The following is a 20,642-nucleotide window of genomic DNA, read 5'->3' as shown; positions in this document are numbered from 1 at the left end:
GAAGACCAAAAACAGGCCGGCTAGCTGTGATTTTTTGGGAGCCTATCCAGTTGCAACGTGATGTGCCGCGCTTTCGCGACTTGACCGACTTTCTGCGCTTCATCGAAAGCCGGGGGCAGTTGCGACGCATTCGCGAGAAGGTCTCCGTCGTCCACGAGATCACGGAAATCCATCGGCGTGTGCTTGAGGCACACGGACCGGCATTATTGTTCGAGCAGCCCGTCAGAGCCGATGGCCGTCCCTCGGAGATGCCGCTCCTCACCAATCTGTTCGGAACGATCGAGCGGATCGCATGGGGAATGGGGATCGCACCCGATCGCCTCGGAGAGCTTGGCGAGCTCATGGCCGAGCTCCGCGCGCCGCGACCGCCGAACAGCATCAGGGACGCCTTCGACAAGCTCCCGCTCGCCCGCGCCGCGCTGGCGACGCGCCCGCGCACGCGCGCGGCGGCACCGGTGCAGGATTGCGTCACGATGGGGCCGGACATCGATCTCGCGAGATTGCCGGTCCAGATCTGCTGGCCCGGCGAACCGGCGCCGCTGATCACCTGGCCACTCGTGATCACCGTGCCGCCGGACTCCGCGACGGCCGACCAGGAGGAAAACGTCGGCGTCTACCGCATGCAGGTGCTCGGTCGCGACCGCGCCATCATCCGCTGGCTCGCGCATCGTGGCGGCGCCAAGCATCATCAGCAATGGAAGGCGATCGGGCGCGAAATGCCGGTCGCGATCGTCATCGGAGCCGATCCAGCCACCACCCTGGCCGCGGTGCTGCCGCTGCCCGAGACAATGTCGGAGCTGCGCTTCGCCGGAATTCTGCGCGGCGAACGGCCCGACCTCGCGCCCTGCCTCACCGTCCCGCTCGCGATCCCGGCGGAGGCCGAAATCGTCATCGAGGGCTTCGTCTCCGCGACCGAAACCGCGCCCGAGGGTCCGTATGGCGATCACACCGGGTACTATAATTCCGTCGAGCAATTCCCCGTGATGCGCGTGACGGCGATCACCAACAGGCGGCAGCCCGTCTACCTCTCGACCTTCACAGGCCGGCCGCCGGACGAGCCGTCGCGGATCGGCGAGGCGCTCAACCGTCTGTTCGTGCCGCTGATCCGACAGCAATTCCCCGAGGTGACCGACTGCTGGCTGCCGCCGGAGGCCTGCTCCTACCGCATCGCGGTCGCGGCGATCAAGAAGCGCTATCCCGGACAGGCGCGGCGGCTGATGCTGGGCCTGTGGTCGATGCTGCCGCAGTTCAGCTACACCAAACTCCTGATCGTGGTCGACGACGACATCGACGTCCGCGATTGGCAGGCCGTGATGTGGGCCGTCTCGACGCGCAGCGACTCTTCGCGCGACCTCGTGACCCTCACCGACACGCCGATCGACTATCTCGACTTCGCCTCGCCGAAATCGGGACTCGGCGGCAAGCTCGGCATCGACGCCACCACAAAGATTCCGCCGGAGACGGATCGCGAATGGGGCGTTCCGCTGACGATGGATCCCGCCGTGGTCGCACGTGTCGATGCGATGTGGTCAAGCCTCGGCCTTTCCGGCATGCCCGCACGCGCACCGGTCCTCACATGAGCGGGCGGCAAGGCATCATCGTCGGCATCAGCGGCGCCTCGGGCGCCGCGATCGGCATGCGCATCGTCGAAGTGCTGGCCGACAATCCGCACTACGCGGTGCACCTCGTGGTCTCGCCTGCGGCTGAGCGTACACTGAGCGAAGAAGTGGGGAGCGACGCGCTCGCGCGGCTGCGCGCGCTCGCCTTCCGCCACCATCTTCATTCGGACATCGGCGCCGCGATCGCCAGCGGCTCGTATCCGGTCGCGGGCATGATCGTGGCGCCGTGCTCGATCCGTACGCTCTCGGCCATCGCCTGGGGGCAGCTCGACAACCTCCTGACGCGCGCGGCCGACGTACAGCTCAAGGAGCGACGCCGGCTGGTGTTGCTGGTCCGCGAGAGCCCGCTGCATCTCGGCCATTTGCGCAGCATGCTGCAGGCGACCGAGATCGGCGCCATCATTGCCCCGCCGATGCCGGCCTTCTATCTGAGGCCACAGTCGCTGGATGAGGTGATCGACCAGATCGCCGCCCGGGCGATCAACCTGCTCGACCTGACGAAGCTTCGCGCACCCGCAAAGGTCTGGTCCGGCCAGGGCTCTGAGGGCGGTTAAAGCAATGATGGATGAGACTTGATCGCCGCAACGACGGAGGTGCGCTCCCTCTCCCGCTTGCGGGAGAGGGCTAGGAGAGGGTGTATCCTCAGTGGGACAATCCCCAAGAGGAGAAAGCCCTCTCCCGGCGCGCGGGACGATGCTTCGCATCGCCCGGAGCGCGCCGACCTCTCCCGCAAGCGGGAGAGGTGAACACCCCGCGGCATCGATTCAACCTGAAGCCATGCTGCTTTAGCCGCCGAGGCGTCGGTCACCGCGCTCGCCCGGATCAATTCACCTCGGCAAAGCCGAGCGACGACCTGACGCCCGGCGAGATCATCGAGGGCTGCCAGGGCGGCTCGAACGTCATGGTGACGTCGACCGATTCCACGCCTGGAACGAGGCACGCGCTGTTGGCGACCCCCTCCTTCAGAAAGGACGCGGCGGGGCAACCGCGTGTCGTCGCCGTCATGGTGATGTGCGCGGCGCCGTCGTCGACCGACACATCATAGATGAAGCCGAGGTCGACGATGTTGTGCCCGAGTTCCGGGTCGATCACGACCTTCAGCGCCTGCCTTATCTGGTCCACGAGATCACCATCGTCGATCGTCATTCGCGCACCCTCACCGTCAGTTGATAGGCATCCTTCTGCGACGTGAAGCCGCCGCGCCAGTGATGGCCGCGTTTGGTCAACTCCGGAAACAGGAAGACCGGCTCACGACTGAGTAAGGCGCAGAGTGTCTGCCCAGGCGCGAGCCGCTCCAAGGCAGCCAGAATGCGAACCATCGGCTCGGGCGGATCGAGGTCGCGGTTGTCCAGATGCAGCACCGGCTCCGGCCAATCGCCGTCGCTCAAGGCAGCGGAGGTCGGCTCAGCGGCTTCGACCGAACCATCGTTCGGCATGAAGCGGATTTCCCATTCGCCGCCTTCGAGCTCGGCTTCCCGATGGGCAAAGCCCCTTCGCGCCATGACGTCGAACAGAGGGACCGGCTTGAAGGGGGCGTACAGCCGCAGCCCCTCCCCGGGCACGAGCCGCTCGAGCGCGGCCATGATGATCGAGAACGGCTCGCCGCCTGCACGCAGGATCGGCCGGACGTCGACGTCGATGAATTCGGTCATTGCAGTCTCCTTTCAGTTCCGCGAGATCAGGAGATGGGGCGCAGCTGCTCCCGTAGGCAGGCGTAGCGGCTCCGCCACATCCGCAAGCCGCCGGGCCCTGATGAACTCCTCGCTCAGACCGAGCGTCGCAACCATCACGACCGCGACAGCGACGCGGAAGCCGAGGGGCGCCTCGATCAGGAGCATCAACGTTGCCGCCCAGCTTCCGGCAAAGAACAGCACGAACCACTTCAACGCGCGGCGCTCGGCAACGAGATCCTGTACGCGGGGCGTCGGCACTCTGCCCATCACCGGACCGTAAGTCTCGAGCCAGGTCAGGAACGGGACGATCTTGTAGAGATTGGCGAGCACGAGGCCAGTGAGCCAACCGAACGCGACGAGAAAGACCAGCGCCCCGACATGGGACGGGAACGAGCCGGTCGCGACAAACGCGGCGCCAAGGATTGCGGCGGCGACGAGGCTCGCCAGCGCAACGAGGCTCATGCGCGTGTTCAGCTCGAGCGCGCGACGTTTGCGGGTTCTGTACAAGCCGAGCACGTCACGGCCGTAGGCAGCCAGCGACAGCAGCGCCGCGGCGGCTGCGAGCAGAAGCGCGAGATTGAGCCCCGTCATGCGCCAGAGTGCGAGCACGCCACCAACAAGTCCGATCGCCAGCGCGATGATGCCGGCAAGCCAGGCGAGCCGGCCGAGCCGCACATCGCCGTCGGGCGCGAGCATGAACATGGCGAGCAGGCGATAGCTGACGCCCATGGCCGTGAATGTCAGCCAGCCGCCAAGGCCCGCAATCGCGTGGATCGGAACGCCCGAGACCAGCAGGTCCGGCCATTGCGCACCGACACCGGTTCCGGACAGCACCAGCGAGAACATGCCGCCGAATGCCGCCGTGACACAGATGCAGGCAAGCCCGCCCGCGACGAACCGAGCAGGCCCCGGCAGTGGGCGGGCCGACCAGAGCGTCATGCCGAGATTGGCAACGACCAGGGCGAAACCGGCAATCAGCAGGCCAGCTCCGACGGGAAGCAGCCAGGGCGGCCCGCTGATGTGCCCGCCCAAACCCAGAAAGCCTGCGAGCAGGACAGTCAGCCCCAGCGTCAGCAGCGCAAGAGCCGGCAGCGTCCAGCGCTCCGCATAGAGCGACCTTGCGGCCAGCACCGGCACGAACTGGAACAGCGCGCCGCACAGCACCGTGCTCAACCAGCCGATGCTAATCAAGTGAACGATGACGAGCGTGTCCGGGCCGCCGATGTCGTGATTCGGAAAACCGAATCCTGCGACGATCAGCACTTCCGCGAGCAGCAGCCACGCGATTGCGACCGCGAAGTAACTCATGGCCCATCTACAGAGGCTGGTTCCGATCACGGCCTGCTTCCCATCGCCTGCGCACGACATCCCATGTCTGCACTCGAGAACGGTAAGCGGCTGCAGTCACAGCCACTTTGTCGAGGCGCAAACTCCGGCGCCATTCACGACAATGGGAAACGAACGATGCCGGGGAGCGCGGAAGGGCTATCATATGTGGCATTTGCGCGAGCTGAGCGCGAGCCTCGTCCTTCGAGACGACCGCTTTCAGCGGTCTCCTCAGGATGAGGCTCAGCGGCATCGGTGCTCGCCAGAACTAGTGCAGCGCACGCGGTCCTCATCCTGAGGGCCCGCCAACGGCGGGCGTCTCGAAGGATGGCCGCAAGGAAAACGCTCCATATGCAACACCTCGGGTAGCGTGGGAGGATTGATTCAGCGCAAGAGCACGGCCCGCGGCGCTGATATTCAAGACGTTCAATCAGCAGGGAATGGTCGGATGACGCTGAAGAATTGGTGCGTGGTTCTCGCGATTTCGGTGGGCGCGATCACATCCGCGATTGCTCAGTCCGACTTTCCGCCGTCCGCGAGCGCGAAACAGGAGGCGCCTCGCCTCGTCGAGGTCATGGGCATGGCGCAGCTTGAGCATCTCAAGCTATGGTATGCAGGCAAGGCGAAGAACTGGGACCTCGCCGCTTACGAGTTGCGGCAGTTGACCAACAGCCTGGCCGAAGCAGCCATTTTCTACCCGGCGGTTCCCGTCAGCAACGTGACCACGATGAAGGAGCCACTGCTGTCGATCGCCGACGCGATCGCGGCGGGCGACGATCGCAAGTTCGCCGCTTCCATGCGCGTCCTGACCGACGGCTGCAACGCCTGTCACAGCTCGATGGGCCGCGGCTTCATTGCCATCGGCGTTCCGACCGGCGGGCAGCCCCCCGCCAATCAGATATTTTCGCCGCCGGGAAACAGCCGGAAGCATTGATGCGGCCAGGCCGCTCGGGATGATCGTTGCTTTCAGTGTCTGCCTCGTGACAGCGTGATCATGACAACCGGGGACTGGATTGCGTTGCATCAATCCGGAAGTCGAGCAGCCCCGTACCTTGGCCTCGCCCAAGTGTCAGCGACCGCCGAGCCCATCCATGATCGAACAATCGAGCCCAGCCAAGGCTTTGGCCGCGACGTTCTGGCAAATGCCAAAGGACGACCTCTACCGCGCGCTCGACTCCGGCCCGGACGGCCTGTCGCACATCGAAGCCGACCGACGGCTGGCGATCGTCGGCGCAAACCGCGTCGACGCCTCCCAAGGCCGGTCAGCCCTGCGCAAGCTCGGCCAACGTCTCTGGAATCCGCTGATTGCCATGCTGCTGGCGGCGGCGCTCGTATCCGGGTTGAGCGGCGACATCGGCAGCTTTGCCATCATCGCAACCGTGCTGTCCCTGTCCATCACGCTCGATATCGTCCAGGAGCATCGCGCCGAGCTCACCGCCGAAGCGTTGCGGGAATCGGTCGCCATCCAGGCTGACGTTGTCAGGGACGGCAAGGATGCGACGATTTCGGTGACGGCTCTCGTCCCGGGAGACGTCGTGAAGCTCCGTATCGGCGATTTGATACCGGCCGACGGCATCGTCCTCGATGCGCAGGATCTGCAGGTCAATGAAGCCCTGATGACGGGCGAGCCCTTTCCGGCCTTCAAGACGGACGGCCCCTGCTCCGCTTCATTGCCGGCGGACGCCACGAACGCCCTGTTCGCGGGAACCAGTACCGTCGGCGGAAGTGGCAGGATGTTGGTCGTGACGACTGGGGGCCGGACGCGCTTTGGCGCGATCGCCTCGGCAATGGCCGCCAGCGCGCCACCAACGGCTCTCGAACAAGGCGTCCGCAGGCTCGGATTTCTGATCCTTCGACTGACCCTTTTTCTCACTCTCTTTGTGCTGATGGCTCATCTCGTCGCACAACATAACGCAATGGAATCCTTCCTCTTCGCGGTCGCGCTCGCTGTCGGCTTGACGCCGGAACTGCTGCCGATGGTGATGACGGTGACCCTCGCCCGAGGCGCCCTGCGCATGGCGAAGCGAAAAGTCATCGTCAAGCGGTTGTCCGCGATTCACGATCTGGGCGCGATGGACACGCTTTGTGTCGATAAGACCGGCACGCTTACGGAGGCCAGGATCACACTGGAGGCGCATGTCGATCCCCAGGATCGGAGCTGCGATCGCGTCCTGAGCTTGGCGCGCCTGAACAGCACGTTCCAGGCCGGCGTCAGAAGCCCTCTCGACGACGCGATCCTGTCGGCGAACCATAACGGCCTCGACGGCTGGGTTCGGCTGGCGGAAGTCCCGTTCGACTTCGAGCGGCGGTGCTTGTCCGTCCTGGCCCAACGCAACGGCGAACACACGCTCATCGCCAAGGGCGCCCCGGAATCCGTCCTGTCGCGCTGCGTGGCCGTGGAGATCGATGGTCTGGCTCATCCGCTCGACTCCGCCTGGCAACAGAAGATGGCCGACATCCAGGCGCGCTACGCCCGCGACGGATTCCGGCTCCTTGCCGTCGCCATCAGGTCCATTCCGGCCGGGCAGCAGACCATTTCCGTCAGCGACGAGACCAATTTGACCATGATCGGCTTTTGCGTCTTCGCCGATCCGCCCAAGCAGGATGCCGCCTCGGCCATCGAGGCTCTCGGCTCACTCGGAGTGACGATGAGGATTCTCTCGGGTGATCATGGCGCCGTGGTCGCGCACGTTGCGCAATCTGTCGGTCTCAGGTCGGACCGGATCATGACCGGCGCCCAGATCTCTGAACTCACCGATGCCGCGCTCATCGCCCGGGTCGATGACATCGATCTGTTTGCCCGGATCGATCCAGATCAGAAGCGGCGGATCATTGCCGCGCTCCGACACCGCAATCACGTCGTCGGTTTCATGGGAGACGGCGTCAATGACGCCCCGGCGCTCCACGCCGCGCATGTCGGCATATCCGTCACGGGCGCGACCGAGGTCGCCCGCGCGGCCGCCGACATGATCTTGCTGGCGCCCGACCTTTCCGTGCTTGCGGCCGGCGTGCGCGAAGGCCGCAGGACGTTTGCCAACATCCTGAAATATGTTCGAATGGGAACGAGCTCGAATTTCGGCAACATGCTTTCGATGGCCCTGGCCTCGGTCGTTCTTCCATTCCTGCCGCTGCTGCCACTGCAGATCTTGCTGAACAATCTGATCTACGATCTCTCCGAAATCGGTATCCCCTTCGATGACGTCGATCGCGAAGACATTGCGCGGCCCGAATCCTGGGACATGGCAGGCATCCTTCGCTTCACCATCATCATGGGAATGGTGTCGTCCCTGTTCGACGCGATTACCTTCGCCGTTCTCCTCAAGCTGTTCGATGCGGATGCCGCACTCTTTCAAACCGGCTGGTTCGTGGAATCGATCGCGACCCAGATTCTGGTGATCTTCGTGATCCGGTCTCGCAAATGGCCATGGCGGGCGAACCGCCCGCACAACATCTTGATCGCCACGTCCTTCGGCGCCCTGCTTGCCGGCGTGGCGCTTGCGCTCGGCCCGTGGAGAGCCGCGTTCGGCTTTACCGCGTTGTCTCCGGGACTGCTTGCGATGATCGTCGCCATCGCCGCGGCCTATCTGGTCTCGGCGACCATCGCGAAGCGGCTGGCGATTTCAGATCGGTGAGGTCTATCAAAGACTAGGTTCACCGAGCGCGCTGGCCAATGGTCAGGTCGCGTCTGGATAAATCTGCTCGCGGTGGACTTCGCGCCCGCTCTCGTCGATGACGACGATCCGGAGGTCGGGATGGCCTTTCGGTGTCTCTCGACGCGCCTGCTCGGCGAGATTCTTGCTGTGCGCGATGGCGGCGCCATCGCTCACAAGCTCCAGTCCGGATCTGTCCCGGAGGGGTACGCCGTCCTTCATGTCGAAATAGTATGTGGGCATGAACTCTTTCCCGCGTTCCACGCGGCTCTTTGACGTCATCCATCCCCAAGGAGGCTTGCCAAGGCGCGGGAGGAACCGCGGCCACTTGGGGAACTGCATTCTAATAAACAGGCGGGTCAAAATCTTGAGCCGGATCAAATGAAGGAACTTGGTTCAAGGGCCCGGCTTCAACCCATCCTTGCGATATCATGACAGCGACTTCATGCTATTGCACGCCATCCGATGTCGGCGATCTTCTCCCCGTCCGCCTCTGCGGCGGTAACATTCAACAGGTCTCCGCAGGCGACGCCCTGGGAGTCCGCCAGGTCGGTATATCGCTGAAGTAATCGAGCAAACTGAGCGCCACCAGCACCCACCGCTGTCACGCGGCAACCGGCTCGCCTTCTCCGCTGCGCTTGCCGAGCAATGGCGCAAACTGCTCGGACGTGACCGTCTCATTTGCGATCAACAGGTCAACTCCGGCATCGAGGTCCGCTCGCCTTTGCCGCAGGATGTCGCGGGCGCGGCGATCACCCTCCTCGATCAGGTTGCGTACGGCGAGATCGATCTCACGGCCGGTTGCCTCGGCAGCCCCGGCGATCTTGTCCTGGGCCGCCCCGAGAAACGCCTGCGGCTTAGGTGCATAGGTGCGTTGCCCCACCGTCTCGTCCATGCCGTACTTGGTCACCATTTCGATGGCGACTTCGGTCGCACGTTGAAGATCATCGGCGGCGCCCGTCGAGATCGCCCCGTCAAAGATCAGACGCTCCGATGCCCGTCCGCCCATCAGCACCGCGATGCGGTTCTTCAGCTCCTCGACCGTCAGCAGGAACCTGTCCTCGGTCGGTCGCTGGATGGTATACCCCAGCGCACCGATCCCGCGCGGAATGATCGAGACCTTCTGCACGGGGTCGACGCCGGGCAGGCTGGCCGCGACGAGCGCATGGCCCATCTCATGATAGGCAACCCTGCGCCGTTCGTCCTTGCTCAGCACCCTGCTCTTCTTCTCGATGCCGGCCACGATCCGCTCGATCGCCGTGGCGAAATCATCGAACGTGACCTCGTCTCGGCTCCGTCTCGTCGCCGCGATCGCCGCTTCGTTGATGAGGTTTGCAAGGTCAGCCCCGGTAAATCCGGTCGTGAGACCCGCCACCTTGTCGAGATCGACGTCGTTACGCATCCGAATCTTGGGGGCGTGCACCTTGAGAATCGCAACGCGCCCCCTCTTGTCGGGCCGGTCAACCAGGACCTGCCGGTCAAACCGGCCTGCGCGCAGCAGCGCGGGATCCAGGATCTCCGGCCGGTTGGTGGCCGCCAGCAGAATGACGCCGGCGCTCGGGTCGAAGCCGTCAAGCTCGGACAGGAGCTGGTTGAGGGTCTGCTCCTTCTCGTCGTAGCCCCCGAATGACAGCGGCCCGCGGCTGCGTCCCAGCGCGTCGAGCTCGTCGACAAAGATGATGCAGGGTGCGGCCTTGCGGGCCTGCTCAAACAGATCCCGAACCCGCGCTGCGCCGACACCCACGAACATCTCCACGAATTCCGAGCCGGAGATCGAGAAGAATGGAACGCCGGCCTCTCCTGCCACCGCGCGGGCCAGCAGGGTCTTTCCCGTTCCCGGCGGTCCGACGAGCAGGATACCCTTAGGGACGTGCGCCCCCAAGCGACCATAGCTCTTGGGATCCCTGAGGAACGACACCACTTCCTGGAGCTCGAACTTCGCCTCGTCCACGCCCGCGACATCGGCGAAGGTGACCTTGATGTCCTTTTCGACATACACTTTTGCGCGGGATTTGCCGATCGCCATCAGCCCGCCCAGGCCCTGGCCGCCTCCCATACTGCGGCCGATCCAGAGCCAGATCACGAAGAAGGCGATGACCGGAAAGATCCAGGACAGCAAGGTCTGCAACACGCCATTGCCGGGGACGCCGGTCACGCTCGCGCCCTTTGCCGCGAGCTTCTCAGCCAGAGCCATATCAACCCGCGCGGTCACGAACGCGGACTTTCCGCTCGGAAGCGGCTCCTTCAATTTTCCTTGAATCGTATCCGAGCCGACGGACACCTGGGCAATCTTGTCCTGTGCGAGCAACTGCTCGAACTGGCTGTAGGGAATGGTTTCGACTGAATTGTACGTCGAGAGCCCGAACTGCAGCATGGCCAGCAGCATGCCACCCGCCAGGATGGCAGCCATTGCGATGCCGTGCTTCCGTGAAACTTGATCGGACTCCACTCTGCTTCTCCCATCACCGTCGAGCGCAATGTGAACGGTAATGGGAAGCCGGCGGCCTCAGCTTGATTCAGCTCAATGTCGCAAGCACCTCGCCAGCGTGCCAAGCGCCGGAAACTGCTCGAAGAAGCTCGCTTCCCGCACGCTGGGTCGAGCTGGCGTTTCCAGCCGTGATTCATCCATTGGAGCCAACAGAGCCTTTATTCGGCAGCCAATGCTGGTCGCAATTCCGGCTTCTCGCGCGAAAAGTCATGTTGAAACGTCGGGTTGGGGCCATCGTCACTGAAGCTGAACGCCCGTTTGCGCCGACAGCCGCCGTTCCTCCCAAGCAAGAGCTTCCAGCAGGCCCCATTTTGCATGCTGCAATTCGCCGCAGTACGCCGTCAGCGAACCGCAGTGGAATGCCGACGTTCATCGAGGCTAAGTCGCGCCCCACAACTCAGGTCCCAGGATGTGGGAGCAAATGAGACTTCTCACCAAAGACTCCACTAAAACGCGCAACAGCACCTGATCACCCCACTCCCACTCGATTGTTCAAGCGACCGGAACACGCTGATTGGCAACGACAAGTCGGCGACGTCGACGCTCAAATGCCGATAGCTGGTCCGTCAAAATCCTTGCTCTTAAATCCGCAGGAAAATTTCGACGCTTTGGAGCGTCCATGGTTTCAGTAACTATCGCCGCAGACTGACTGAGCCAACTCCAGCGAGCGCTTGTCCTTGTCAGTACCCTGCTCAATGGCGCGCGATAGGCACAGGATCTCCGCCGCGCCATATGATTCTCAGGCTACGCATGCGCGCCATCGATTACGGGAACCATATCTGTGGTGGTCGGTTGGATTGCCGCTGGGCTGGCCTCTGCAGAGCAGGTCCGCTCTCCGGCCTGAGTTCTAGTGCCGAGTATCCGTCGGGAGAAAATCCCATGATGGACCACGCAACCAGTGTCGGTAATCTCTTGCTAACAGCGTTGCCGCCAGCGGATCTTGCTTTGCTTGCGCCTCATCTGCGGAAAGTTGTGATCGAACGCGATTCCGTGCTCGTCCGAGCGGGCGATCGGATCGAACATCTCTGTTTCCCGCTCAGCGGCGCGATCGCCGCTATCACGGAGCTGCCTAACGGGCAGACAGTTGCCACGGCGATAATCGGGCACGAGGGGGCCGTGGGCTTGACGTCATCGTTAGGCGCACCCGCCTCGCCCGCGACGGCGGTCGTTCGCATATCAGGGACCGCGCTGCAGATCTCTCGCGCGCAATTTCTGGCAGCGCAACATCGCAGCCCTGCAATCGCATCCATGGTGCAGGTCTTCATGATGTCGTTGTTGATCCAACTCCAGCAGGTGGCTGCTTGCAATGCACTGCATTCTGTCGAGGCCCGCCTAGCGCGTACGCTGCTTCACCTTCACGATCGAGCGAATGGCGGCGATGCGCTCCCGCTGACCCAGGAAACATTATCGGAATTACTGGGCGTCCGGCGCACCACAGTCACTCATGTCGTAAGCACACTGCGCGCATCAAGAGCGCTGAAATCCCATCGGCGCGGTCAGCTCGAGATTGATCGGCCGCGGCTCGAAGCGTTGGCATGCGAGTGCTACAAAGTCATGAGTCGCGAAATTGATCGGATAGTTTCACGGGGCGCGACCGGACTAGTTCATGGGGCGCCGGCGCGGGGCGCCTTCCCCTTGCCTAGCAGCCGAAGAGCCGGCACCAGCTCATAGAGCCAGTTTGTTTTTGCGAACCCAATCGTGCGTACCTTTGCAATTCCGCAACAGGTGCGCAAGATACCGTCGTTACGATCGCCCAATCCTGCGCGGAAGCGAGCTCAAGAACTTTGCAAGCTTTGGACTGGCTCTGGGCCGAAGCCAAACTATGGACATCAAGCCCGTCATCCATTCGCCTTGCGGCGCTCGTTACAACAACCGGACCTATTGAGACCACGCAGCGCAGGCACGAGCTTTGCCTCTGCGAAGCTACAACGACCGCTCACGGACCGAGCTGGGTTATGCGACCTACCCGCCTCGCGCAGCTCGCGCTGACGATTCTTCCTCTCGACTTACCCGCAGCTTCTCAAGCTCCGCCAGTTGGGAGACAAGCGCTTCGAGACGCTCTCGAAGCAGAGCCCTGGGATCGCCGGCTTGAACGGGGCTATTCATGACGCGCCTCCTGATCCGTTTGGCACTCCGGATCAGGAGCCCAGCCTTGCCTCGCCGTACAGCCGCCCAGGGACGCATACACTGCTGAGAAAGACTCCTACCGGCCCGATCCGGTTACACTGGAAATCCGAGTACTAGCTCCGGGGCAGTCGGCCTTGCGCCTTTCCTCGTTCTCTTCGTCGGCGCAATCGACCCCACCATCGGCGCTGGGAATTCCAGAGCCGCCACCGGTTGCGAAAGGCCCTTTGGCATTGCCTCCACCACCGGATCCGCCGCCACCACCGGATCCGCCATCACCGCCGGATGTCGCTGCGACGCGAGATGATCCAGCGGAGCCGCCGCCAGGCGCTCCCCCACCTCCTGATGACCCGCCGCTGGAACTTCCGCCGCTGGAACTCCCCGGCCCCGCCGCGGACGGCCGATCGTTCTCGAAGATCGACGGCCCCCGCTCGTTCTGCGTCACTCCACGCAGGCCGCCCGAACTTGCAATGGCTCTTGAGGTCAGAGACGTGGATAGAAGCACGGTCATCACTGGGGGTGTCACGGCCGCAAATCTTCCGCAGGTCTTTAAAAACGCTCGCCGGTCATCGTCTTCGTTGCCGTCCCGGGTCACGATTCGCACTCCTCGATTTAAAAATTCAATCCATGATATTATATATTAAACACCATTTCAACCAGTAATTTTCTTTACCTAAATGACGTTGCTGAACGTGCGCCGCAGTCAGATCGCCGGTAATTTCCGGGCTCGCCCCTCGACTTCCGGGCACTCCTGTCGCTCGCGCGCGATTTCGGGTTGCGCTCAGCATTTAATATAGTTATTCTGCATTTAATGCAATTGAACGCAGCTTCGACTATAATGGATCATTGCGATGCCGCTGCAATTCCACCGGTCCCTGGGCGAGATGGAGATCTGGAGCGCGAGCAGCGCCGGCTTCTCGTTCGTGATCAGTTTTGGAAGCCCCGGAGGTCCGGGCTTTCACGGCCGCACCGGCTACCTGGCGAGCTGGCGTCCGCTCTACAAGAACCAGGCCGCAATCAAGATTGGCGGTTCGCCCTTTCGAACGTTAGCCGAGGCCGAGGGGGCCTGCCGCAGCACAATTGAGCATCTGGCGCCGCGATAGCCCGCCGCTTGGCGCACGCTCCGGAAGCGCGAGCCGCCCCGTTACTCCCCGAGCAGATCCTGCTGTAACAGATCGGGAGGCTTCGGCTCACGTAACGCTGCATGCAGCTCGCTTCGCGAAATCGCCAATGCCGCAAGCAGTGTGCGATTGCTGATATCCAGCTTCTGGAAGATGTGATGGAGGTGGACCTTGATCGTACCATCGGCAAGGTTCAACCGACGCCCGATCGCTTTATTCGATAGACCCTCCGACACGAGCCGCACGATCTGACGCTCCCGGTCCGTGAGTTGTGTCAGGGCCTGGTCACCGGCGCGGGGCTCCTCGCTGGCCTGCCCGGCGCTCGGCGAGACCGCTGTTTGGCCCTGCGCAGCCTCCCGCAGGGTCGCGACCAGCATCTCCGGAATTGCGTCTTTCGGAAGGACGATGCAGGCGCCGTCCAAGGCCAGCCGTTGTAAGTCACGGTCGCGCGTGGTCCCGGCGAAGAAGATTATCGGCATCCCTGGATTTACAGCGTTTGCAGGAGCAAGAATCTGCTGTCGACTGACGTCTGGCAGTGCAGCATCGACAAGCGCGACGTCCGGCACAAGGAATTGGATTGCCTCGATGCAGCTTGCACCATCGCTGCACGACGCAACGACCGTAAAATCACGATGCATCGCAAGAACGCTCCTGATGCCTTGCAAGACGATCGGATGTCGATCCGCAATGACAATTCTGATGCGGCGCATGTTGCCCCTGCCTATTGCTGACACCCCCGTGCAGCCGTTTAATCCAAGACTCTCTTTTCAAATACGCGAGGAAAACCAGTCCGCTCGACTATAACGCCGCGCCGTCAAGTCTTGGACTGTCCGGCAACGTCGCGCTACCGTAACTTGGGCAGCGAATGCGCGCAGCACCGTAAGAATGCGGTGCTTCCCGCAAAATTGAGGTCCGGAAATCCCGAATGCAAGAACCGCGCCTTAGTCGACTTTGGGCAGATTAGATCGAGAGATTCGCTCAGAAAATGTCATCGCCGTGCCGATTGGTCGCCTAGCATTATGGTCACATCCAATTAACCTCGTTCGCGTCGTTATTACGAATGATATATTGGGACCTTCACGATTCAAATCTAACATTCGACGCAGTTTTAGCAAAAGCGAGGCGATTGGGAGACCCCTCGCTTCTGAAAGGGAGAAAAGTAATACTATTCATCAAAGCAAAGCTGGGCAAATAACTCCGAAAATAGCTGCTGCGTCTGTTCGCAGCTCGTCTAGCACCGATGAAAGCTGCTCACCCACGTTGGAGGTGTATCTTCCTCAATTCAGCACCTTCAATGAACGGGTCGCAGGAGGCATCGTTGGCAATGAGTAGGTGTTCACATGTATTCTTCGGCTGTATTGCGTCAAACTCATCAAGCCCTCATCGTTCAATTTACTGAATTGCAGAACCTACGTAGCCGCGTGTTGAAGGCCGAGCAGCGATTGCTCGCGCCTAGGCGACCACGAGCCCACAGGCGGAGGGCGCTTGGGAGGCGGCCACTTGTTCGAATGTACGGGCTCAGCCCGTAACTCCGACCACCACGTTGCAGATCGCTGCAGGCGCGCGAGTGGATCTTGCTTGCCGGACCCCGGTTTGACCTGATAATCCCCCTCCTGTTTCGGTTCGGAGGTAATTGGGGACGGCTTCCATGGAGAACGAGGATTGGGCATCCATGCCCACAGCCGAGCTGTGGCGACTCTACGATGAGGTCACGACCGTTCTTGGTCGGCGGATGACCGCGGAGAAGGCCAAGCTTGAAGAGCGGCTGCGCAAGATTGAGGGGACGGCCGCTGCGACCGAGGACCAGGAACGTCCTCGCCGCCCCTACCCCCCCGTGCTGCCGAAATATAAGAACCCGAAGAATCCCTCCGAGACTTGGTCCGGTCGCGGCAAGCAGCCCCGATGGCTGAAAGCTCAACTTCGAGCCGGGAAGAAGCTAAATGATCTCCTTATCGATCGATCGTCCGCACCAAGGCGCCGCCGGGCCGGCTGAACCCCGGCCCCGCTGCGGCGGCCTATATACCTGCGGCTGCCCGTTGGACCGCAGAATTAGCGGTCACGATCCTCTTTCCCGTTAGGGCTGCCGTCACCGCCGTCATTGCCGAAACCATTGTTGCCGCGCACAATGCGGCCGCCTGAACTGGCTATCGCGGCTGAGGTCAGCGAGGTGGAGAGCAACAGCGTCATGGTCGGCGGGGTAACGGCGGCAAATTTTCCGCAGCTCTTCAAGAATTCACGACGATCATCGCCTTCATCGAGATGGGTCATTGGCTCGTCCTGCTAATCCAGCCCTCGTTCAAGGTAATGCTGCAATTGCCACCCTTCAAATTAAATATGATAATTTCGGACTTTTAATTTTGCGGCACCAGATTTCGACCGGGGGTGGAACAGCAGATTCATTGTTGTCGCGCCAAACTGCAGGAACCTGCAAGTTCGTTGAGCTATTTATTTTGACATTTAATTTTTGGAGCGATAATATTAAATTTAATTTAGAGCCAGTTGGCGGGCCGGATAATGTCCCAGGCACTGCGGGAATCTGCGGAATTGCATGCTGATCTCCAGCTTCACTCGTTGGGCGGCCTCTTTGCCCGAGCCAGCACCCTGCGCGCCGAATACGTAGGTGCAAAACCCTGGCCACACATTGTCGTCAATGACGCCTTTCCCGAGAAGCTGTTGGATATGGTCGCGGCCGAATGCGCTGCCCTCCAAGAGACCCATCTGATTACCACGAACACCGATCGCCTGGTGAAGCAAGAGGTATCGGATGGATTGGGGCCGGCCACCCAGCATCTGCTGAACCTGGTGGACAGTGCCCGCTTCCGAGAATTCATTTCGGCAGTCACCGGCGTTCACGATCTCCATTCCGATCCGACGCACAAATTTGCGGGGGTGCATCGAACGCCTCCGGGCGGCTTCACGAAGATTCACCGCGATTTCGAGGTTCACCCGACGACCGGGCTGTTCCACCGGGTCAATTTGCTCATCTATCTCAATCGGGATTGGCCCGAAGCTTACGGCGGCAGCCTGGAATTGTGGCCTGCGGACATGTCAGCGCTTGGATGCCGTATCTTCCCGCGGTTCAACACCATGATCCTCTGGGAGACGCACGGCGCCACCCTCCACGGCCTTCCGGATCCGGTCAGCTGCCCGCCTGGTCGAATGCGCCTATCGGTCGCATCCTATTACTACACGACGACGCGCCGCGTTGCGGCATCGGGCGAGCGCCGCGTGCGGTATTGGGCCGCGCGCCCCGGCGAAGATCAATGGATCGAGCGAATGAGTTGGCCTGATCACCTGCGCGCGCTCATACCCGATCCGCTCTATAACATGCTTCGGTCTGCGCGCGACTGGATATCCAGCGCGCACCGGTCGAGAACACCATGAAGCCGGCATCGTTCAGCGACAACAGCGAGACCCATCAATGACCGCGACCAAGACCTCAGTCGCGCAACTGCGATCTGTCGATGCGAATGCGAGCGCACTTCGCAGTCCAGGCTTCTCGCCCATTCGACTGCGAATGCTGATGAAGCGCGCGCTCGCTGAAACGGGACTGGACATGTCGGGAATGACTGTGCTGACCGAAGCCGCGACCGGCGCGTATGCCGTGACCCCGGTCCTTGCTGCAATGGCCGGAGCCAAGCACGTCTACGCGTTCACCAAATCTGGCCGCCATGGGACCGTGTCCGATGCCAAACGGGAGACTTTGGAGCTCGCGGCCCCTCTTGGGGTCGCTGATCGCATCGAGTTTCTGGAGAAGGTCAGTCCTGAGGTACTTCATAACGTCGACATCGTGACCAATAGTGGCCACCTTCGTCCTCTCACGGCTGGGCTGATCGCCCAGCTGCGCGACGACGCCGTGATTGCCTTGATGTTCGAGGCTTGGGAATTTCGTCGTGAGGACCTGGATATCGAAGCGTGTGCCCGGCGCAAGATCCCAGTGGTCGGCGTCAACGAGCGGCACCCCGCCGTCGATGTCTTCTCATTCCTTGGCCCGCTTGCCGTCAAGCAGCTGCACGACTGTGGTCTGGCGGTCTTTGGCAACAGAATCGGCTTACTCTGCGACAATGACTTCCTCTCCCCGCTGCACAACGGGCTGGCGAGCCTGGGGGCGAACGTCGAGACGTTCAACAACGTTGCGGCGGTCCTTCCCGGCGCATGGGACGCCTTCGTTGTCGCCTTGCAGCCTGCAGACATGCCGCGCGTCGGCGAGGCGGAGGCCGCGCATCTGGCCGCTTGCGCCCCACCCGGCACCGTAGCCGTGCAGTTCTGGGGCGACATCGATCGGGCAGCGTTGGCCGCCAATGGCCTCGCGGTCTGGCCCACGCAATCGGTCGGACAGGGCCATATGGGCATTCTGCTGTCGGAGATTGGTCCCGAGCCGATCGTACGGCTGCAGACTGGCGGCTTGCGCGCGGCCGAATGGGTTTCCCGCGGCGGTGCCGTTACACGGGATGGCTTCGCCCAGCTCGTACCATGGCCGGCGGTGACATGACGGAGCCACTGCAGCCCGACGTCGTGCTCCTCGCGGACGGACCGACCGGCTTCACGGCGCTTCGCTCGTTGGCGGCGCGGTGCCGCGTGGTCCAGATCTTCCGGAAGCCGGACCAGCCCGACGCGGGCGCACTGAGGTCATTTGCGAACAACCGCGGCATCCCAGTCGCGGAGCTCAAGGAATTGGCCCAACTGCAGAAAGCAATCGCGGACGCACGCCCGGCGGCCGTTGTGATTTCTTCGTTCGATCGGATCATTCCGCCGCACATTCTCACATTGTGTCGCTTCGTCAACGTTCACTATTCTCTTCTGCCGCATTATCGCGGTCGCGCCAACGTCAACTGGGCGATCATCAATGGCGAGACGACTGCCGGCATCAGCATTCATCTCGTGATCCCGGAGCTTGACGGTGGCAATCTGCTGTTTCAGCAGGCGATCCCGATCGGCGCGAACGACACGGTCACCGCGCTCTACGAGCGGCTTAACGCTATTCAGGAACGTGAGCTCGGCGGGGTCGTTGTACGTGCGATCACCGGCTACCAAGGCACGTCCCAAGATTCCGACCATGTCTCCTATGGCTGTGCCCGTGTTGCGGAAGATGGAGAAATAGATTGGCGGCAGCCTACCGACGCCATTGATCGGCTGATCCGCGGCTTGACGCCGCCATTTCCCGGTGCCTTCACCCACCTTGACGGGCAGCGGCTCGTCATCACCAACGCCTCGCCGCGGCGTGATGCTCCCTGCTATATCGGCCGCGTACCAGGCCGGATCGTAGGACGGTCACCTTCCGAAGGCTGGGTGGATGTGCTGACCGGTGACGGCGTCCTGCGCATGCTCAGCGTCCTTCCTCCCAATTCCGAGCAACCATGTCCTGCCGCTGCCGTCATCGGATCGACGCGCGCCACCCTGGGTCTATCTCGGCTCGATCTTCTTCGCCGGATCGTCGCGCTTGAAGAGAGGCTCGCCTCGCTCGAGCAGCTCGAATACGCTCACGAGTGAGCGCAACCGTTCTTGCCAAAGGCGGATCGAGGCTTTAGCGCTAGTGCCTCACACCCCTTCTCGTCCAATCGTGACCCACAGCCCGTCGCGCCCCGGGCTTTGCACGCGAACCCAGCGATAGGGCGTCCGCAGCCACGGCTTGATCTGTGGCGTGAGATTGTCGAGGACGAGATCGCCGCTCTTGGTACGCACGAGGAGTACCAGATGATGTTCGCCGGAACTGACGACGACTTCGCTCAATAGCAGGACACGCGCGGGCCATCCGCGCCGAAGCAGCTCATGGCGCTTGCTCACCGCGTAATCGTTGCAGTCGCCACGTGCGGGGTTGAGTGTCCAAGCCTCGCCCGCGATACCGAGTTCGTTGCGAACCGGCTCGATCGCCAGATTGACGGAACGGTTGATGTCCCACAGGTCCGCCCATCGCTTCTCAGTCAACCGGATCGGTCCGCCGCGGAAGAAGCGTCGTGGGCGACATTCGGCCTCATAGCGCAGGCAAAACACCGTATAAGTGAGGGGCGGAAGAGCGGGACGCCCCGGCTCGATGTGTGCAAGGTCCGCTCGGGGAGCCCTTGGCATGACCAGCAATGCCGCACGCGCCAACTGAACGCCCCCGATCACGATCGCTATGGCGGCGGCGATGACCGGACCCGAGGTTCGCTGCATACCGCCCCCTCCGTACGCCAGCCGGCGAGCCGCCTGACCATCCAAAACACTATTTAATGATTTATTTGTAAATCCAGTTTATTTAAATGGCAATAAATATTAAATAGGCAGCCGGTTGCAAAAGATACGACCGCGACGCCTTGAGGGCCCTGCAAGGACAGGTGGGAACGAATAGGAGGGATGGAGCCGAGACAGGTCGATGGGCGCTCGGAGAAAGCCGCTGCAGCACGGCGCGACGCTGGCCCCGCACCACGCGACGGACAATTAATTTGTCCCCGATATATTTTTGTGTTGATTTAAATATTCACGGGAGCCAAACAGTCCAATAGGCTTTCTCGGGCAGGACCTATCTCAAATGCCGGTCGAGCTACTCGTCATTCTCGGAGCTGAAGCTTCAATACTCGGCTTCGTCGTCGCAATGAGCCTGCATACCAAGCGAACGGACGTATTGAGCGGACGATCGTTCGAACACCCCGTCGTCCCTCCTG

At 62.1% G+C, this 20,642-nt stretch carries 19 protein-coding genes and 1 pseudogene; 11 read left to right on the top strand and 9 right to left on the bottom strand.

All coding sequences use genetic code 11. From position 1 onward, the window contains the following. Positions 1-50 precede the first annotated feature (50 nt). Positions 51-1,580 carry a UbiD family decarboxylase gene (locus tag UNPA324_RS29320; RefSeq protein WP_141937395.1) on the top strand — a complete coding sequence of 510 codons (1,530 nt, stop codon included), beginning with the start codon at positions 51-53 and terminating at the stop codon, positions 1,578-1,580. Then, positions 1,577-2,173 (top strand): UbiX family flavin prenyltransferase, encoded by a 597-nt coding sequence (locus UNPA324_RS29315; protein ID WP_128916121.1) that lies wholly within the window; start codon positions 1,577-1,579, stop codon positions 2,171-2,173. The genes UNPA324_RS29320 and UNPA324_RS29315 overlap by 4 nt, the downstream gene beginning before the upstream one ends. A 268-nt stretch (positions 2,174-2,441) precedes the next feature. Here the strand turns inward: UNPA324_RS29315 and UNPA324_RS29310 are convergent, their stop codons facing one another. The 3 genes from UNPA324_RS29310 to UNPA324_RS29300 are packed head-to-tail and all read right to left on the bottom strand — an operon-like array spanning position 2,442 to position 4,630. Continuing rightward, complete coding sequence (locus UNPA324_RS29310; RefSeq protein WP_141937392.1) at positions 2,442-2,765, bottom strand: metal-sulfur cluster assembly factor; 324 nt, start codon at positions 2,763-2,765, stop codon at positions 2,442-2,444. After that, complete coding sequence (locus tag UNPA324_RS29305; protein WP_141937389.1) at positions 2,762-3,271, bottom strand: DUF2249 domain-containing protein; 510 nt, start codon at positions 3,269-3,271, stop codon at positions 2,762-2,764. The genes UNPA324_RS29310 and UNPA324_RS29305 overlap by 4 nt, the downstream gene beginning before the upstream one ends. Positions 3,272-3,283: 12 nt before the next feature. Continuing rightward, entirely contained in the window at positions 3,284-4,630 is a 1,347-nt protein-coding gene (locus UNPA324_RS29300; protein WP_181769559.1) for a hypothetical protein, read from the bottom strand. A gap of 436 nt (positions 4,631-5,066) precedes the next feature. Between UNPA324_RS29300 and UNPA324_RS29295 the strand changes: the two genes are divergently transcribed. Together UNPA324_RS29295 and mgtA are read left to right on the top strand one after the other, a co-directional pair. After that, positions 5,067-5,552: a hypothetical protein gene (locus UNPA324_RS29295; protein WP_128916229.1), complete on the top strand. Its 486-nt coding sequence runs from the start codon at positions 5,067-5,069 to the stop codon at positions 5,550-5,552. 157 nt (positions 5,553-5,709) lie between these two features. After that, positions 5,710-8,250, top strand: a complete 2,541-nt coding sequence (gene mgtA, locus UNPA324_RS29290) for a magnesium-translocating P-type ATPase (RefSeq protein WP_141937385.1) — start codon at positions 5,710-5,712, stop codon at positions 8,248-8,250. Positions 8,251-8,292: 42 nt separating this feature from the next. Here mgtA and UNPA324_RS29285 read toward each other — a convergent pair whose 3' ends face one another. After that, entirely contained in the window at positions 8,293-8,511 is a 219-nt protein-coding gene (locus UNPA324_RS29285; protein ID WP_141937382.1) for a DUF6894 family protein, read from the bottom strand. A gap of 361 nt (positions 8,512-8,872) precedes the next feature. Beyond that, the gene (gene ftsH, locus UNPA324_RS29280; protein ID WP_141937380.1) at positions 8,873-10,717 is read right to left on the bottom strand and encodes an ATP-dependent zinc metalloprotease FtsH; all 1,845 of its coding nucleotides are present in this window, start codon (positions 10,715-10,717) and stop codon (positions 8,873-8,875) included. Positions 10,718-11,635: 918 nt separating this feature from the next. Between ftsH and UNPA324_RS29275 the strand changes: the two genes are divergently transcribed. Next, the gene (locus UNPA324_RS29275) at positions 11,636-12,427 is read left to right on the top strand and encodes a Crp/Fnr family transcriptional regulator (RefSeq protein ID WP_141937375.1); all 792 of its coding nucleotides are present in this window, start codon (positions 11,636-11,638) and stop codon (positions 12,425-12,427) included. A gap of 760 nt (positions 12,428-13,187) precedes the next feature. Here UNPA324_RS29275 and UNPA324_RS36225 read toward each other — a convergent pair. Further along, positions 13,188-13,391, bottom strand: a pseudogene (locus UNPA324_RS36225) (hypothetical protein); the annotation flags it as partial. A gap of 340 nt (positions 13,392-13,731) precedes the next feature. On the opposite strand from UNPA324_RS36225, the gene UNPA324_RS29265 reads away from it, so the two are divergent. Beyond that, entirely contained in the window at positions 13,732-13,983 is a 252-nt protein-coding gene (locus UNPA324_RS29265; protein ID WP_128918329.1) for a hypothetical protein, read from the top strand. 41 nt (positions 13,984-14,024) lie between these two features. Here the strand turns inward: UNPA324_RS29265 and UNPA324_RS29260 are convergent, their stop codons facing one another. Continuing rightward, positions 14,025-14,711 carry a LuxR C-terminal-related transcriptional regulator gene (locus tag UNPA324_RS29260; RefSeq protein ID WP_141937373.1) on the bottom strand — a complete coding sequence of 229 codons (687 nt, stop codon included), beginning with the start codon at positions 14,709-14,711 and terminating at the stop codon, positions 14,025-14,027. 938 nt (positions 14,712-15,649) lie between these two features. Here UNPA324_RS29260 and UNPA324_RS29255 point away from each other — a divergent pair. After that, positions 15,650-15,994, top strand: a complete 345-nt coding sequence (locus tag UNPA324_RS29255; RefSeq protein ID WP_128918327.1) for an H-NS histone family protein — start codon at positions 15,650-15,652, stop codon at positions 15,992-15,994. 56 nt (positions 15,995-16,050) lie between these two features. Here UNPA324_RS29255 and UNPA324_RS29250 read toward each other — a convergent pair whose 3' ends face one another. After that, entirely contained in the window at positions 16,051-16,269 is a 219-nt protein-coding gene (locus UNPA324_RS29250) for a hypothetical protein (protein WP_128918326.1), read from the bottom strand. On the opposite strand from UNPA324_RS29250, the gene UNPA324_RS35390 reads away from it, so the two are divergent. The 4 genes from UNPA324_RS35390 to UNPA324_RS29235 are packed head-to-tail and all read left to right on the top strand — an operon-like array spanning position 16,269 to position 19,491. Then, positions 16,269-16,556, top strand: coding sequence for a hypothetical protein (locus UNPA324_RS35390; protein WP_181769558.1), 288 nt, complete (start codon positions 16,269-16,271; stop codon positions 16,554-16,556). The genes UNPA324_RS29250 and UNPA324_RS35390 overlap by 1 nt on opposite strands. Next, positions 16,516-17,385 (top strand): 2OG-Fe(II) oxygenase, encoded by an 870-nt coding sequence (locus tag UNPA324_RS29245; RefSeq protein WP_141937372.1) that lies wholly within the window; start codon positions 16,516-16,518, stop codon positions 17,383-17,385. Before UNPA324_RS35390 ends, UNPA324_RS29245 begins: the two co-directional genes overlap by 41 nt. 37 nt (positions 17,386-17,422) lie before the next feature. Then, positions 17,423-18,493, top strand: a complete 1,071-nt coding sequence (locus tag UNPA324_RS29240) for a hypothetical protein (protein ID WP_246667241.1) — start codon at positions 17,423-17,425, stop codon at positions 18,491-18,493. Further along, positions 18,490-19,491, top strand: a complete 1,002-nt coding sequence (locus tag UNPA324_RS29235) for a methionyl-tRNA formyltransferase (protein ID WP_181769557.1) — start codon at positions 18,490-18,492, stop codon at positions 19,489-19,491. The genes UNPA324_RS29240 and UNPA324_RS29235 overlap by 4 nt, the downstream gene beginning before the upstream one ends. Positions 19,492-19,539: 48 nt before the next feature. Here UNPA324_RS29235 and UNPA324_RS29230 read toward each other — a convergent pair whose 3' ends face one another. Next, positions 19,540-20,154, bottom strand: coding sequence for a transglutaminase-like cysteine peptidase (locus UNPA324_RS29230; protein ID WP_141937368.1), 615 nt, complete (start codon positions 20,152-20,154; stop codon positions 19,540-19,542). Between the last annotated feature and the right edge of the window lie 488 nt (positions 20,155-20,642).

Origin of the sequence: Bradyrhizobium sp. UNPA324, from assembly GCF_006658635.1 — a bacterium.
In the GTDB taxonomy this organism is placed as follows: Bacteria; Pseudomonadota; Alphaproteobacteria; order Rhizobiales; family Xanthobacteraceae; genus Bradyrhizobium; species Bradyrhizobium nanningense.
This window is presented reverse-complemented; position numbering and strand designations above follow the sequence as displayed.

What these genes read in the sequence shown, in the direction of transcription:
- UNPA324_RS29285 (WP_141937382.1), bottom strand. Translation starts at nt 8,511, where the DNA reads ATGCCCACATACTATTTCGACATGAAGGACGGCGTACCCCTCCGGGAC.
- UNPA324_RS29310 (WP_141937392.1), bottom strand. Translation starts at nt 2,765, where the DNA reads ATGACGATCGACGATGGTGATCTCGTGGACCAGATAAGGCAGGCGCTG.
- UNPA324_RS29240 (WP_246667241.1), top strand. Translation starts at nt 17,423, where the DNA reads ATGACCGCGACCAAGACCTCAGTCGCGCAACTGCGATCTGTCGATGCG.
- UNPA324_RS29305 (WP_141937389.1), bottom strand. Translation starts at nt 3,271, where the DNA reads ATGACCGAATTCATCGACGTCGACGTCCGGCCGATCCTGCGTGCAGGC.
- UNPA324_RS29235 (WP_181769557.1), top strand. Translation starts at nt 18,490, where the DNA reads ATGACGGAGCCACTGCAGCCCGACGTCGTGCTCCTCGCGGACGGACCG.
- UNPA324_RS29295 (WP_128916229.1), top strand. Translation starts at nt 5,067, where the DNA reads ATGACGCTGAAGAATTGGTGCGTGGTTCTCGCGATTTCGGTGGGCGCG.
- UNPA324_RS29255 (WP_128918327.1), top strand. Translation starts at nt 15,650, where the DNA reads ATGGAGAACGAGGATTGGGCATCCATGCCCACAGCCGAGCTGTGGCGA.
- mgtA (WP_141937385.1), top strand. Translation starts at nt 5,710, where the DNA reads ATGATCGAACAATCGAGCCCAGCCAAGGCTTTGGCCGCGACGTTCTGG.
- UNPA324_RS29315 (WP_128916121.1), top strand. Translation starts at nt 1,577, where the DNA reads ATGAGCGGGCGGCAAGGCATCATCGTCGGCATCAGCGGCGCCTCGGGC.
- UNPA324_RS29260 (WP_141937373.1), bottom strand. Translation starts at nt 14,711, where the DNA reads ATGCGCCGCATCAGAATTGTCATTGCGGATCGACATCCGATCGTCTTG.
- UNPA324_RS29275 (WP_141937375.1), top strand. Translation starts at nt 11,636, where the DNA reads ATGATGGACCACGCAACCAGTGTCGGTAATCTCTTGCTAACAGCGTTG.
- UNPA324_RS29265 (WP_128918329.1), top strand. Translation starts at nt 13,732, where the DNA reads ATGCCGCTGCAATTCCACCGGTCCCTGGGCGAGATGGAGATCTGGAGC.
- UNPA324_RS29230 (WP_141937368.1), bottom strand. Translation starts at nt 20,154, where the DNA reads ATGCAGCGAACCTCGGGTCCGGTCATCGCCGCCGCCATAGCGATCGTG.
- UNPA324_RS29250 (WP_128918326.1), bottom strand. Translation starts at nt 16,269, where the DNA reads ATGACCCATCTCGATGAAGGCGATGATCGTCGTGAATTCTTGAAGAGC.
- UNPA324_RS29245 (WP_141937372.1), top strand. Translation starts at nt 16,516, where the DNA reads ATGTCCCAGGCACTGCGGGAATCTGCGGAATTGCATGCTGATCTCCAG.